The sequence below is a fragment of the Streptomyces sp. Act143 genome, from assembly GCF_003143935.1.
Classification (GTDB): domain Bacteria; phylum Actinomycetota; class Actinomycetes; order Streptomycetales; family Streptomycetaceae; genus Streptomyces.
The window spans coordinates 6829445-6842280 of record NZ_QFRX01000001.1 but is presented as its reverse complement, the minus strand read 5'-3'; the positions used below and the strand labels follow the sequence as shown (position 1 = coordinate 6842280).

Sequence of the window (12836 nt, the reverse complement as noted above, 5' to 3'; positions counted from 1 at the left end):
TACGCCCGTACTCGTAGTGACGCGAGTCCGGGCGGCCGGGTTGCCCCTCCCGGCCGCCTTTCCTTGGTCCGTCTTTTACTTTTCGAGGACGGTATCAAGGGCCTTGCGCTGGAGGACAGCGAGTTCCGTGCAGCCCGAAACGGCCAGGTCCAGCAGGGAGTTGAGTTCGTCCCTGGCGAACGGCTCGGCCTCCGCGGTGCCCTGGACCTCCACGAAGCGGCCGTCGCCGGTGCAGACCACGTTCATGTCGGTCTCGGCGCGGACGTCTTCCTCGTAGCAGAGGTCGAGGAGCGGGACGCCGCCGACGATGCCGACCGAGACCGCGGAGACCGTGCCGGTCAGCGGCTGGCGGCCGGCCTTGATCAGCTTCTTGCCCTGGGCCCAGGCGACCGCGTCCGCGAGCGCCACGTACGCGCCGGTGATGGCCGCCGTGCGGGTGCCGCCGTCGGCCTGGAGCACGTCGCAGTCGAGGACGATCGTGTTCTCGCCGAGCGCCTTGTAGTCGATGACGGCGCGCAGCGAGCGGCCGATGAGGCGGCTGATCTCGTGGGTGCGGCCGCCGATCTTGCCGCGGACGGACTCGCGGTCGCCGCGGGTGTTGGTGGCGCGGGGCAGCATGGAGTACTCGGCGGTGACCCAGCCCTCGCCGCTGCCCTTGCGCCAGCGGGGGACGCCTTCGGTGACCGAGGCGGTGCAGAAGACCTTGGTGTCGCCGAAGGAGACGAGGACGGAGCCCTCGGCGTGCTTGCTCCAGCCGCGTTCGATGGTGACGGGGCGGAGCTGTTCGGGGGTGCGGCCGTCGATTCGAGACATGGCGATGAGCCTAGCCGTACATGTGGAAGGGGCTCCTCCCGCGGTGGGAAGAGCCCCTTACCGGTGAACCCGGTGGCTCACATCATGTCTTCGATCTCCGCGGCGATCGGGTCGGCGTCGGTGCCGATGACGACCTGGATGGCGGTGCCCATCTTGACGACGCCGTGGGCGCCGGCGGCCTTGAGGGCGGCCTCGTCGACGAGGGAGGCGTCGTTGACCTCGGTGCGCAGGCGGGTGATGCAGCCTTCGACCTCTTCGATGTTGTCGATGCCGCCGAGCCCGGCGACGATCTTCTCTGCCTTGCTGGCCATGTCGGTCTCCTCACGCACTGTTGGCCCAACTTCGCGAGCGATTGCGCCGAACGTACCGAAAGATGACGTCACAGCAACCCAATCGTCCGTAACTGGTCTACACCACCTGACAGGCGGTCGCCAACTCATGAGTTCTGAGACCACTGAGACCCCTCCCGCGCGCCGGCGGTGGCAGTCGGCGTTCCAGGGACTGCAGAAGATGGGCCGCAGTCTTCAGCTGCCGATCGCGGTGCTGCCGGCCGCGGGCATCCTCAACCGGCTCGGTCAGCCGGATGTGTTCGGGGACGACGGGCTGGGCTGGACGAACGTCTCCAAGGTGATGGCGGGTGCGGGCGGTGCGCTGCTCGACGGGTCGCTGGGGCTGCCGCTGCTGTTCTGCGTGGGTGTGGCCATCGGCATGGCGAAGAAGTCGGACGGGTCGACGGCGCTGGCGGCGGTCGCCGGGTTCCTCGTCTACTACAACGTGCTGCGGCAGTTCCCGGAGGACTGTGCGGCGGGTGCGAAGGTGATCGTCACCGGCTGCCAGGCGGCGGACGGCACGGTCAGCGCCTTCACCTACCAGAATCCCGGGGTGTTCGGCGGCATCGTGATGGGGCTGATGGCGGCGTTCTTCTGGGCGCGCTATCACCGTACGAAGCTGGTGGACTGGCTCGGCTTCTTCAACGGGCGCCGACTGGTGCCGATCATCATGGCGTTCGTGGCGATCGTGTTCGCGGCGCTGTGCCTGTGGATCTGGCCGCCGATCGGTGACGGGCTGGAGAACTTCAGCGACTGGCTGAGCGACGCGGGCGCGTGGGGCGCGGGCATCTTCGGTGTGGCGAACCGGGCGTTGCTGGTGATCGGGCTGCACCAGTTCCTGAACGTGCCCATCTGGTTCCAGTTCGGGACGTTCACCAAGCCGGACGGCACCGAGGTGCACGGTGACATCAACATGTTCCTGGCGGGCGACCCGAACGCGGGGCAGTTCACGTCCGGGTTCTTCCCGATCATGATGTTCGCCCTCCCGGCGGCGGCCCTGGCGATCACGCACTGCGCGAAGCCGCACCGGCGCAAGGAGGTCGGCGGTCTGATGCTGTCGGTCGCGCTGACGTCGTTCGTCACCGGCATCACCGAGCCGATCGAGTACTCGTTCCTGTTCATCGCGCCGGTGCTGTACGCGGTGCACACGGTGCTGACGGGTGTCTCGATGGCGGTGACGTGGGGGCTCGGGGTGCACGACGGGTTCAGCTTCTCGGCCGGCCTGATCGACTACATCATCAACTGGAACCTGGCGACCAAACCGTGGGCGATCATCCCGATCGGGTTGTGCTTCGCGGCGGTGTACTACGTGATCTTCCGCTTCGCGATCACCAGGTTCGATCTGAAGACTCCGGGGCGGGAGCCGGAGGAGGAGATCGAGGACGTGACGAAGGTCTGAGGCCGGACGTCCAGGGCAGAAGACCCTTCTTCAACGCGGTTACAGAACCCACGGTTCCCGTCACGGAATCGTGGGTTCCTTACGTCACCTTCATCGTGCTACAACAGGTCTACACCACTGAGTGGTGTAGACCACCACCCGATGGAGGAAGTATGAGCACCGCCACCGCATCGGCGGCCCCCGCAAAGAGGCGGGGATCCGGCCTTTTCCAGGGCCTTCAGAAGGTCGGCCGCAGCCTCCAGCTGCCGATCGCCGTGCTGCCGGCCGCGGGCATCCTGCTGCGGCTCGGGCAGCCCGATGTCTTCGGCAAGGACGGCCTGGGCTGGGGCAAGGTCGCGGACGTGTTCGCCACCGCCGGCGACGCCGTCTTCGCCAACCTGCCCCTGCTGTTCTGCGTCGGCATCGCCATCGGCTTCGCCAAGAAGGCCGACGGCTCGACCGCACTCGCCGCGCTGGTGGGCTTTCTCGTCTACAAGAACGTCCTGACCGCGTTCCCGATCACCGAGGCCAAGGTCACCAAGGGCGCCGACGTCGCCGCCACCTACAACGACCCGAAGGTCTTCGGCGGCATCATCATGGGCCTCATATCCGCCGTCGTCTGGCAGCGGTTCCACCGCACCAAGCTGCCCGACTGGCTGGGCTTCTTCAACGGCCGCCGACTGGTCCCGATCCTGATGGCCTTCATCGGCACCGGCATCGGTGTCTTCTTCGGCCTGGTCTGGGAGCCCATCGGTGACGTGATCACCAACTTCGGCGAGTGGATGACCGGCCTCGGCGCGGTCGGCGCGGGCATCTTCGGCGCGATCAACCGTGCGCTGCTGCCGGTCGGCATGCACCAGTTCGTCAACACGGTGGCCTGGCAGGAGATCGGCTCCTTCAAGGACTCCGCCGGTGCCGTCTGGCACGGTGACCTGCCGCGCTTCTTCCACGGCGACCCGACCGCGGGTCAGTTCATGACCGGTTTCTTCCCGATCATGATGTTCGCCCTCCCGGCCGCCGCGCTGGCGATCACGCACACGGCCCGTCCGGAGCGCCGCAAGGCCGTCGGCGGCATGATGATCTCGCTCGCGCTGACCTCGTTCGTCACCGGCATCACCGAGCCGATCGAGTTCGCGTTCATGTTCATCGCGCCGGCGCTGTACGTCATCCACGCGGTCCTGACCGCCCTGTCCATGGCCGTCACCTGGGCACTGGGTGTCCACCACGGCTTCAGCTTCTCGGCGGGCGCGATCGACTACTTCCTCAACTGGAACCTGGCGACCAAGCCCTGGATGATCATCCCGATCGGCCTGGTCTTCGCCGCGATCTACTACGTCGTGTTCCGCTTCGCCATCGTCAAGTGGAACATCCCCACCCCGGGCCGCGAGCCCGACGAGGAGGTCGAGGACCTCACGAAGGCGTGAGGCTCCTCCGATGACCAAGGCCCCGGTACCGAAGAGGTACCGGGGCCTTCGTGCACGTACGGGCGGTCAGATCTCGTACGACACCCGCGGCGCCGCCAGCTCCACCGGGCCGTCGAACACCGCACGGGCGTCGGCCAGGTTGACCTGCGGGTCGGTCCACGGGGGGATGTGGGTGAGGACCAGGCGCCGCGCGCCCGCCCGGGCCGCCGTCTGACCCGCCTCGCGGCCGTTGAGGTGCAGGTCGGGGATGTCCTCCTTGCCGTGGGTGAACGCGGCCTCGCAGAGGAACAGGTCGGTGTCGCGGGCGAGTTCCTCCAGCACGGGGGTGACGCCCGTGTCGCCGGAGTAGGTGAGGGACTTGCCGCCGTGTTCGACACGGATGCCGTAGGCCTCGACCGGGTGGGCCACGCGTTCGGTGTGCACCGTGAACGGGCCGACCTCGAAGGTGGACGGCTTGACCGTGTGGAAGTCGAAGACCTCGCTCATCGAGGAGGCGGTGGGGGTGTCGGCGTAGGCCGTGGTGAGGCGGTGCTCGGTGCCCTCGGGGCCGTAGACCGGGATCGGGGCGCAGCGGCCGCCGTCGTGGCGGTAGTAGCGCGCGACGAAGTACGCGCACATGTCGATGCAGTGGTCGGCGTGCAGATGGCTGAGGAAGATCGCGTCGAGGTCGTAGAGACCGCAGTGGCGCTGCAACTCGCCCAGGGCACCGTTGCCCATGTCGAGAAGCAGCCGGAAGCCGTCGGCCTCTACGAGGTAGCTCGAGCAGGCCGATTCCGCGGACGGGAACGACCCCGAGCAGCCGACGACGGTGAGCTTCATGAAGCAGAAACCTCCGCTGGCGGGATGAAGAGAGTGGGTGCGTCGGGGGTCGTGCGGTCCGTCGAGCGTAAGGCGCAAAACCCCCTGTCGCTCCTCCGCCAAGGGCTGTTGTGGGCGAACTCACCTGTGGTGTCACCGGTTCGGCTGGACCGGGGGCGCGTGCGGATCGCGAGAAGGCGCGCGGTGTGGATCGTGCGCCGGTAACGTCGTCCCTATGGACACGTCCTGGTGGCTGGCGCTCGCGGCGGTGGTGCTGCTCGCGCTGGTCGCCACGCTCGTCGACGGGTGGGGGCGGGGGCGGCGGCCGGAGGGACGGCGTACGCGTCCGCCGGGGCGGCCCGGTACGCGGGGCGCCGGCGCGCGTCCGCGGCCCGCGGAGATCTGGTGGGCGATCGTGCCGTTCGAGGACGGGCCCGGCGCCAAGGACCGGCCGTGTCTGGTGCTGGCGGTGCGCGGGCGGCGGGCGGTCGTCGCGAAGATCACCAGCAAGTACCACGACGAGCGGGCCGGGGTGATCCCGCTGCCGCCGGGTGCGGTGGGCGACGCCCAGGGGCGCGCGAGCTTCCTGGAGACGGACGAACTGCGCGAGGTGCCGGTGGGGGACTTCCGGCGCCGGGTGGGAGTGGTGGACCCGGTCCTGTGGGACCAGGTCCGTCACCTGGCGACGTAGCGGATCACGCCCAGAGCTGTCCCTGGAGCGTCTCGATGGCCTCTTCGGTCGTCGCCGCCGTGTACACGCCCGTCGACAGGTACTTCCAGCCGCCGTCGGCGACCACGAACACGATGTCGGCGGACTCCCCCGCCTTCACCGCCTTCTTGCCCATGCCGATCGCGGCGTGCAGCGCGGCGCCCGTGGAGACGCCCGCGAAGATGCCCTCCTGCTGGAGGAGTTCGCGGGTGCGGGTGACCGCGTCGGCGGAGCCGACCGAGAAACGGGTGGTGAGGACCGCGGCCTCGTACAGCTCGGGCACGAAGCCCTCGTCGAGGTTGCGCAGGCCGTACACCAGGTCGTCGTAGCGCGGCTCGGCGGCGACGATCCTGACGTCCGGCTTGTGCTCGCGCAGGTAGCGGCCGACGCCCATCAGGGTGCCGGTGGTGCCGAGGCCCGCGACGAAGTGGGTGATGGACGGGAGGTCGGCGAGGATCTCCGGGCCGGTGGTGGCGTAGTGGGCGCCCGCATTGTCCGGGTTGCCGTACTGGTAGAGCATCACCCAGTCGGGGTGCTCGGCGGCGAGCTCCTTGGCGACGCGCACGGCGGTGTTGGAGCCGCCCGCGGCCGGGGAGGAGATGATCTCGGCGCCCCACATGGCGAGCAGGTCGCGGCGTTCCTGGGAGGTGTTCTCGGGCATCACGCAGACGATGCGGTAGCCCTTGAGCCTGGCGGCCATGGCCAGCGAGATGCCGGTGTTGCCGCTGGTCGGTTCCAGGATCGTGCAGCCGGGCGTCAGGCGGCCGTCCTTCTCCGCCTGCTCGATCATGTGCAGGGCCGGGCGGTCCTTGACCGAGCCGGTGGGGTTGCGGTCCTCCAGCTTGGCCCAGATGCGGACGTCCTCGGACGGCGAGAGCCGCGGCAGGCACACCAGGGGGGTGTTGCCGACCGCGGCGAGCGGGGAGTCGTAACGCATCCGGATCAGGCCATACCGCCGGCCACGGCCGGCAGGATCGTGACGTTGTCGCCGTCGGTGAGCTTGGTGTTGATGCCGTCGAGGAAGCGGACGTCCTCGTCGTTGAGGTAGACGTTGACGAAGCGGCGCAGCTCGCCGCCGTCCACGATGCGGGCGTGGATGCCCGTGTGCCGGGTCTCGAGGTCGGTGAAGAGCTCGGCGAGGGTGTCCCCGGTGCCCTCCACGGCCTTCTGTCCGTCGGTGTACGTGCGGAGGATGGTCGGGATGCGGACCTCGATGGCCATGGTTGCGGGCTCCTGTCGGATGGTGTCTGGTCGGTGGCGCGCGGCAGCGCAGATACAGCGGCGGGTGGTGCGTGTGCGCGCCGCGGCTCACGGCCGTACGGCGGCAGGGGGCAGCGTCAACAGATGGCGCTGGCGAGCCTGCACAGGTCGACGTGCAGCCGCGCCACGAGCAGCATGCCCGGCGTCTTTTCGCTCACGTCGTGGAAAACCATGCGGTCATCGTATCGATTCCCGGTCCGGGACCCGGAGTGTGATCCCACATGGCGGACGGAATCCGGCCGCTGACTGAGACGGCACAGCTCAGGCGGACGCCCGCAGGGTGAGTCGGGTCGGCACGACCACCGTCGCCGGCTCGCTCGCCCGGTCGAACAGCAGCCGGGCCAGCTGCCGCCCCATCTCGGCGACGTCCTGGTGGACGGTGGTCAGCGGCGGGTCGGTGGACTCCGCGATCTCGGTCAGGTCGTCGAAGCCGACGACGGCCACGTCGTCCGGCACCCGGCGGCCGTGCGCGCGCAGGACGTCCAGGGCGCCGGCGGCCATGAGGTCGGAGGCGGCGAAGACGGCGTCGAGGTCGGGGCACCGGTCGAGGAGCGCGGTCATGGCGCGGGCGCCGCCCTGCCGGGTGTAGTCGGCGCGTTCGACGAGCTCGGGCGGGGCGTCGGGGAGGACCTCGCGGTAGCCGGCGAGGCGTTCGGCGGCGGAGTGTTCCTGGTCGTGCGGGCCGGTCACGGTGGCGACGCGACGGCGGCCCCGGGCGAGGAGGTGCCGGACGGCCTGGCGGGCGCCGCCGCGGTTGTCGCCGTCGACGTAGGGGTGGGCGCGCACGCTGTGGCCGTCGGGCAGGAGGGGCCGGCCGCCGAAGACGACCGGGAGGTCGAGGCGGTCGGTCATGCCGTGCAGGCGGCCGCCGGGGTGCAGGGAGAACAGGATGGCGCCGTCGACGTGGTTGCCGCCGAGGTAGTCGGCCACCCGGGCGAGGTCGTCGGGCTCGTCCAGGAAGAGCAGGACCGCCTGGGCGCCGTACCGTGCGAGCTCCCGGCGGATGCCGCGCAGGAGGCGGTCGAAGTACGGGTCGAGGAAGAGCCGGCCGTCCGGCTGGTCGGCGACGACCGCGACGGCTCCGGTGCGGTGGGTGACCAGCTGGCGGGCGGCCTGGTTGGGGACGTACCCGAGGTCGGCGATGACCCGGCGGACCTCCTCGACGACCTCGGCGCGCACCTTGGGCTCGCCGTTGAGCACCCGCGAGACCGTGGACCGGGACACCCCCGACTGGCGGGCGACGTCCTCGATGGTGGGGCGCCGTCCATGCGGCCGCAGCGTCAACACGGGCTCCGATCAGGAGAATTGGTCGGGCATACGGTGATCAGTATGCCTCGACGATCTCCACGTCCTCCTCGGTGACCTCGCCGTCGACGATGCGGTAGGAGCGGAACTGGAAGTCGCCGAGTCCGTCGGTGTCGGCCGTGGAGACCAGGACGTAGTGGGCGCCGGGCTCGTTGGCGTAGGAGATGTCGGTGCGGGAGGGGTAGGCCTCGGTCGCGGTGTGGGAGTGGTAGATGACCACCGGCTCCTCGTCGCGGTCGTCCATCTCGCGGTAGAGCTTGAGCAGGTCGCCGGAGTCGAACTCGTAGAACGTGGGCGACATGGCGGCGTTGAGCATCGGGATGAAGCGCTCGGGTCGGTCCGAGCCGGCCGGGCCCGCGACGACGCCGCACGCCTCGTCGGGGTGATCCTTGCGTGCGTGGGCGACGATCTGGTCGACGAGGGCCTGGGTGATGGTCAGCATGTCCGTCAGGATAAGCAGACGGGCCGCCCCGTACCGACAGGTGGTACGGGACGGCCCATATACCGGACGCCTTGAGCGGCAGCGACAGAGAGTTCCACGAGCACTCCCTGTGCCGGACGTCCTGCGGGAAGGGTCAGCCGACCTTTTCGAACTCCGGCTCGCGGCGTGCGGCGATCTGCGGGTTGCGGCTCTTCAGCGCCACCCAGCCGATGCCCAGTGCCACCGCCCAGCCCGCCATCACGTACAGGCAGACCCGGGAGTCCGCGTCGGCGGCGATGAGGCCCGTGACGAACAGCAGGAACGCGATGGCGACGTACGAGCACTTCGCGCCGCCCGGCGCCGGGAACGGCGAGGCGGGCAGCCGGCCGGCCTCGACCGCGCGGCGGTACAGGACATGGCTGACCAGGATCATCAGCCAGGTCCAGATGCCGGCGGCGGTGGCCACCGAGGTGACGTAGCCGAAGGCCTTCTCCGGGACGATGTAGTTGAGGACCACGCCGATGCCCATGAAGAGGACCGAGACGGTGATGCCGAGGGCCGGGGTCTTCGTGGACGACAGCTTCTTGAAGGCCGCGGGGGCCTCGCCGCTGTCGGCCAGGTTCCGCAGCATGCGGCCCGTGGAGTACATGCCGGAGTTGCAGGAGGACAGCGCGGCGGTGAGGACGACGAAGTTCACGATGCCCGCGCCCGCGGGGATGCCGATCTTGGCGAAGGCGGCGACGAACGGGGAGACGCCCGGCGCGAACTCGGTCCACTTCACCACGCACAGGATGACGGTGAGCGCGCCGACGTAGAACAGCGCGATACGCCACGGCAGCGTGTTGATCGCCTTGGGGAGGGTCTTCTCCGGGTCCTCGGACTCGCCGGCCGTGACACCGACCAGCTCGACGGCGAGGTAGGCGAACATGACGCCCTGAAGGGTCATCAGGGACGAGCCGATGCCCTTGGGGAAGAAGCCGTCGAAGGCCCACAGGTTGGAGACGGCGGCGGTGTCACCGGCGGAGCTGAAGCCGAAGGTGAGGACGCCGAGGCCGATGACGATCATGCCGATCAGGGCGGTGACCTTGACCATCGAGAACCAGAACTCCAGCTCGCCGAAGAGCTTCACGGAGATCAGGTTGACCCCGAAGAGGATCACCAGGAAGACCAGGGCGGTCGTCCACTGCGGGATGTGCGGGAACCAGTAGTTGACGTAGATCGCGGCGGCCGTGAGCTCGGCCATGCCGGTGACCACCCACATCAGCCAGTACGTCCAGCCGGTGAAGTAGCCGAAGAACGGGCCGAGGAACTCGCGGGAGTACTCCGCGAAGGAACCCGAGACGGGGCGGTAGAGCAGGAGCTCGCCGAGCGCCCGCATGATGAAGAAGATGATCACGCCCGCGAGGGCGTACATGAAGATGAGGCTGGGACCGGCCTTGGCGATGTTCGCCCCGGCTCCCAGGAAGAGGCCGACGCCGATGGCGCCGCCGATCGCGATCATCTGGACCTGGCGGCTGCCGAGGCCGCGCTCGTACCCCTCTTCGGAGGTGTTCTCAGAACCCCTGTCGACCTGAGCGGAGGTCATATGTGTGGTGCGCCTTTCTCCATGCCGACCCTCGGCCTCTCGTCGGCCTCGGACCGGTTCTCGATCCCCCCGGATTGATGGAGCTTTCTGCCTGGCCGGCGGTGACCGGCTCGGTGGCGCACCCGACCGAACATACGGGTGGTGTTCGTCGGGCGGTCGTGAAGATTTATCACGCCCGAAATATTGATCGCCTCAGCCCCATGTGGCGCACGACACAGGAAGAAGCGGACAAAAGGCGCCCCGGATGGGCATACGCGACCGCCGCTTTGACGCGATCGTTATCCGGATTTGAGCGTCCTCTGAGCGAACGCCCCACCGTCTCGGATCAGGGCATAAGGGTGGAGACGAGGGTCTCCTGCAACCCGCCGAGCCACAGATAGGCCATCACCATCGGCTTGCGCGGGTCCTCGTCCGGCAGCCGGTAGAGCAGGTCCGTGTCCTCCTCGTCGGTGATCTCCAGCCGCGAACCGATCGCGAGGCGCAGGTCATTGAGGGAGCCGAGCCACTGCCGGGACTCCTCCGCCGACAGCTTCAGCACCGCCCCGCCGTCGTCCACCGGGCTCAGCGCGTCCAGGCTGCGGATCATCGCGAGGGCGTTGTCGCGCTTGCCGGCCCTGAGGTCGTTCTCGGTGTAGCGGCGGAACTCCGACGAGTACGCGCGCTGCTCCTCCGCCTCCTTGGCCTCCGGGGTGCCCTCGGGGTCGCTGTAGGCGTCCGGGAAGAGGCGCCTCAGCACCGGGTCGGAGGGCGGCTCGCTCGGGCCCTCGGCGAAGAGCTCGGCGAGCGGGTCGTCGGGGGCGTCCTCGCCGGGCCCGGGGCCGATCAGCTCCAGGAGCTGGACGGCCAGCGACCGGATGATGGAGATCTCGACGTCGTCGAGCGCGACGGCCGCGCCGCCGCCGGGGAGCGGTTCGAAGGTGCCTGGCATCAGAGGGATCGCTACTTCCGGTCCTGCTGGAGGGTGGCCCACAGTCCGTAGCCGTGCATCGCCTGCACGTCGCGCTCCATCTCCTCGCGGGTTCCGCTGGAGACGACGGCCCGGCCCTTGTGGTGGACGTCGAGCATCAGTTTGGTGGCCTTGTCCTTCGTGTACCCGAAGTAGGTCTGGAAGACATAGGTCACGTAGCTCATGAGGTTGACCGGGTCGTTGTGCACGATCGTGACCCAGGGGACGTCCGGCTCGGGGACGGCGAAGACCTCTTCCGCCGACTCGGTGCGTTCGATCTCTACGGGAGCGGGTGACGTCACACGCCCCATGCTGCCACGCTCACCATAAATCGTCACACTGACGTAAAGGGGTGTAGCATCCCTTGCCATGCTGCATGCACCGGGGGACAACCCCCGGACCCCCGGCCGACCTGGGGAACCCGGAGATTCACAGCTAGGAGAGCTTTCGTGGATGTAGCGGACCTTGGGCTGCCGGTGGACGTTCCTTCGACGGCGCTCTTCACGGACCAGTACGAGCTCACGATGCTGCAGGCCGCACTGAAGGCCGGTACCGCCGAGCGGCGGAGCGTCTTCGAGGTCTTCACCCGGCGGCTGCCCGACGGGCGCCGGTACGGGGTGGTGGCCGGAACCGGGCGGGTGCTGGACGCCGTCGAGAACTTCCGCTTCGACGCGGGCGTCCTCGGCTTCCTGCGGGAACGGGGCATCGTCGACGAGCCGACGCTGGACTGGCTCGCCTCGTACCGCTTCTCGGGCGACATCTGGGGCTACCCGGAGGGCGAGGTCTACTTCCCGGGCTCGCCGATCATGCGGGTGGAGGGGTCCTTCGCGGAGTGCGTGCTCCTGGAGACCGTGATCCTCTCGATCCTCAACCACGACTCCGCGATCGCGGCCGCCGCCTCGCGCATGTCGTCCGCCGCCGGTGACCGCCCGCTGATCGAGATGGGCGCCCGCCGCACCCACGAGCTCTCCGCCGTCGCCGCCTCCCGCGCGGCCTACGTCGGCGGCTTCGCCTCCACCTCCGACCTCGCGGCCGGCTTCCGCTACAACATCCCCACCGTCGGCACCTCCGCCCACGCCTTCACCCTGCTCCACGACAGCGAGCGGGACGCCTTCCAGGCCCAGGTGAACTCGCTGGGCCGCAACACCACCCTGCTGGTGGACACGTACGACGTCGCGAGCGCGGTGCGTACGGCGGTGGAGGTCGCCGGTCCCGAGCTGGGCGCGGTCCGGATCGACTCCGGTGACCTGCTGCTCGTCGCGCACCGGGTGCGGCAGCAGCTGGACGAGCTGGGCGCCCGGGACACGAAGATCATCGTGACCTCGGACCTCGACGAGTACGCCATCGCCTCCCTCGCGGCGGCGCCCGTGGACGCGTACGGCGTCGGCACCCAGCTGGTCACCGGCTCCGGGCACCCGACCTGCTCGATGGTCTACAAGCTGGTCGCGCGGGCCGAGTCCGCCGACCCCAGGGCGCCGCTGGTGCCGGTGGCGAAGAAGTCGTCCGGCGGGAAGACCTCGATCGGCGGCCGCAAGTGGGCCGCGCGGCGGCTCGACGAGGACGGAGTCGCGGAGGCCGAGGTCGTCGGCACCGGGGCCGTCCCGGCCGAGCTGGCCGAGCGGCAGCTGCTGGTGGAGCTGGTCAAGGGCGGGGACGTGGTGGCGCGGGAGCCGCTGGACGCCGTACGGGACCGGCACACGGCCGCGCGGGACGGGCTGCCGCTGTCGGCGACACAGCTGTCGCGCGGGGAACCCGTCCTTCCGACGGAGTACGTGCACGGGCGGTCGGGTAGCTAGAAACGGTGCCCTCCCGCCAGGCCGTCGAAGTCTCCAGGCTCTTCCGTCCACTCATAGTCGAAGGACACCCAC

General features: G+C 69.3%; 15 protein-coding genes. 4 read left to right on the top strand and 11 right to left on the bottom strand.

Annotated features, from left to right (window positions below):
* Window positions 1–75: 75 nt before the first annotated feature.
* Window positions 76–813 (bottom strand): ribonuclease PH, encoded by a 738-nt coding sequence (gene rph / locus DI272_RS31300; RefSeq protein ID WP_109498535.1) that lies wholly within the window; start codon window positions 811–813, stop codon window positions 76–78.
* 77 nt (window positions 814–890) lie between these two features.
* Window positions 891–1124: a glucose PTS transporter subunit EIIB gene (locus tag DI272_RS31295; protein WP_109498534.1), complete on the bottom strand. Its 234-nt coding sequence runs from the start codon at window positions 1122–1124 to the stop codon at window positions 891–893.
* Window positions 1125–1251: 127 nt separating this feature from the next.
* On the opposite strand from DI272_RS31295, the gene DI272_RS31290 reads away from it, so the two are divergent.
* Window positions 1252–2541 carry a PTS transporter subunit EIIC gene (locus DI272_RS31290; RefSeq protein ID WP_109498533.1) on the top strand — a complete coding sequence of 430 codons (1290 nt, stop codon included), beginning with the start codon at window positions 1252–1254 and terminating at the stop codon, window positions 2539–2541.
* Window positions 2542–2693: 152 nt separating this feature from the next.
* On the top strand, window positions 2694–3944 hold the full coding sequence (locus DI272_RS31285; protein WP_109498532.1) for a PTS transporter subunit EIIC: 1251 nt from the start codon (window positions 2694–2696) through the stop codon (window positions 3942–3944).
* Window positions 3945–4010: 66 nt separating this feature from the next.
* Here DI272_RS31285 and DI272_RS31280 read toward each other — a convergent pair whose 3' ends face one another.
* Window positions 4011–4763 (bottom strand): MBL fold metallo-hydrolase, encoded by a 753-nt coding sequence (locus DI272_RS31280; protein ID WP_109498531.1) that lies wholly within the window; start codon window positions 4761–4763, stop codon window positions 4011–4013.
* A gap of 214 nt (window positions 4764–4977) precedes the next feature.
* On the opposite strand from DI272_RS31280, the gene DI272_RS31275 reads away from it, so the two are divergent.
* Window positions 4978–5433: a type II toxin-antitoxin system PemK/MazF family toxin gene (locus DI272_RS31275; RefSeq protein ID WP_109498530.1), complete on the top strand. Its 456-nt coding sequence runs from the start codon at window positions 4978–4980 to the stop codon at window positions 5431–5433.
* A gap of 4 nt (window positions 5434–5437) precedes the next feature.
* On the opposite strand, the gene DI272_RS31270 is transcribed toward DI272_RS31275, so the two are convergent.
* The 8 genes from DI272_RS31270 to clpS all read right to left on the bottom strand — a co-directional run bounded on the left by DI272_RS31270 (window position 5438) and on the right by clpS (window position 11279).
* A complete protein-coding gene (locus tag DI272_RS31270; RefSeq protein WP_109498529.1) occupies window positions 5438–6388 on the bottom strand; it encodes a PLP-dependent cysteine synthase family protein in 951 nt (316 codons plus the stop codon).
* Between the two features lie 5 nt (window positions 6389–6393).
* Entirely contained in the window at window positions 6394–6672 is a 279-nt protein-coding gene (locus DI272_RS31265; protein ID WP_109498528.1) for a MoaD/ThiS family protein, read from the bottom strand.
* Window positions 6673–6788: 116 nt separating this feature from the next.
* The gene (locus DI272_RS46285) at window positions 6789–6884 is read right to left on the bottom strand and encodes a putative leader peptide (RefSeq protein ID WP_316959376.1); all 96 of its coding nucleotides are present in this window, start codon (window positions 6882–6884) and stop codon (window positions 6789–6791) included.
* Between the two features lie 88 nt (window positions 6885–6972).
* Window positions 6973–7995: a LacI family DNA-binding transcriptional regulator gene (locus DI272_RS31255; protein ID WP_109498526.1), complete on the bottom strand. Its 1023-nt coding sequence runs from the start codon at window positions 7993–7995 to the stop codon at window positions 6973–6975.
* 40 nt (window positions 7996–8035) lie between these two features.
* Entirely contained in the window at window positions 8036–8458 is a 423-nt protein-coding gene (locus tag DI272_RS31250; RefSeq protein WP_079309854.1) for a Mov34/MPN/PAD-1 family protein, read from the bottom strand.
* Window positions 8459–8591: 133 nt separating this feature from the next.
* Window positions 8592–10022, bottom strand: a complete 1431-nt coding sequence (locus tag DI272_RS31245; protein ID WP_109498525.1) for an amino acid permease — start codon at window positions 10020–10022, stop codon at window positions 8592–8594.
* A 325-nt stretch (window positions 10023–10347) separates the two neighbouring features.
* The gene (locus tag DI272_RS31235) at window positions 10348–10950 is read right to left on the bottom strand and encodes a DUF2017 domain-containing protein (protein ID WP_109498524.1); all 603 of its coding nucleotides are present in this window, start codon (window positions 10948–10950) and stop codon (window positions 10348–10350) included.
* 11 nt (window positions 10951–10961) lie between these two features.
* Window positions 10962–11279: an ATP-dependent Clp protease adapter ClpS gene (gene clpS, locus DI272_RS31230; RefSeq protein ID WP_109498523.1), complete on the bottom strand. Its 318-nt coding sequence runs from the start codon at window positions 11277–11279 to the stop codon at window positions 10962–10964.
* A 138-nt stretch (window positions 11280–11417) separates the two neighbouring features.
* Between clpS and DI272_RS31225 the strand changes: the two genes are divergently transcribed.
* Complete coding sequence (locus DI272_RS31225; protein WP_109498522.1) at window positions 11418–12764, top strand: nicotinate phosphoribosyltransferase; 1347 nt, start codon at window positions 11418–11420, stop codon at window positions 12762–12764.
* Window positions 12765–12836: the final 72 nt, after the last annotated feature.

What these genes read in the sequence shown, in the direction of transcription:
- rph (WP_109498535.1), bottom strand. Translation starts at nt 813, where the DNA reads ATGTCTCGAATCGACGGCCGCACCCCCGAACAGCTCCGCCCCGTCACC.
- DI272_RS31295 (WP_109498534.1), bottom strand. Translation starts at nt 1,124, where the DNA reads ATGGCCAGCAAGGCAGAGAAGATCGTCGCCGGGCTCGGCGGCATCGAC.
- DI272_RS31290 (WP_109498533.1), top strand. Translation starts at nt 1,252, where the DNA reads ATGAGTTCTGAGACCACTGAGACCCCTCCCGCGCGCCGGCGGTGGCAG.
- DI272_RS31285 (WP_109498532.1), top strand. Translation starts at nt 2,694, where the DNA reads ATGAGCACCGCCACCGCATCGGCGGCCCCCGCAAAGAGGCGGGGATCC.
- DI272_RS31280 (WP_109498531.1), bottom strand. Translation starts at nt 4,763, where the DNA reads ATGAAGCTCACCGTCGTCGGCTGCTCGGGGTCGTTCCCGTCCGCGGAA.
- DI272_RS31275 (WP_109498530.1), top strand. Translation starts at nt 4,978, where the DNA reads ATGGACACGTCCTGGTGGCTGGCGCTCGCGGCGGTGGTGCTGCTCGCG.
- DI272_RS31270 (WP_109498529.1), bottom strand. Translation starts at nt 6,388, where the DNA reads ATGCGTTACGACTCCCCGCTCGCCGCGGTCGGCAACACCCCCCTGGTG.
- DI272_RS31265 (WP_109498528.1), bottom strand. Translation starts at nt 6,672, where the DNA reads ATGGCCATCGAGGTCCGCATCCCGACCATCCTCCGCACGTACACCGAC.
- DI272_RS46285 (WP_316959376.1), bottom strand. Translation starts at nt 6,884, where the DNA reads ATGGTTTTCCACGACGTGAGCGAAAAGACGCCGGGCATGCTGCTCGTG.
- DI272_RS31250 (WP_079309854.1), bottom strand. Translation starts at nt 8,458, where the DNA reads ATGCTGACCATCACCCAGGCCCTCGTCGACCAGATCGTCGCCCACGCA.
- DI272_RS31245 (WP_109498525.1), bottom strand. Translation starts at nt 10,022, where the DNA reads ATGACCTCCGCTCAGGTCGACAGGGGTTCTGAGAACACCTCCGAAGAG.
- DI272_RS31235 (WP_109498524.1), bottom strand. Translation starts at nt 10,950, where the DNA reads ATGCCAGGCACCTTCGAACCGCTCCCCGGCGGCGGCGCGGCCGTCGCG.
- clpS (WP_109498523.1), bottom strand. Translation starts at nt 11,279, where the DNA reads ATGGGGCGTGTGACGTCACCCGCTCCCGTAGAGATCGAACGCACCGAG.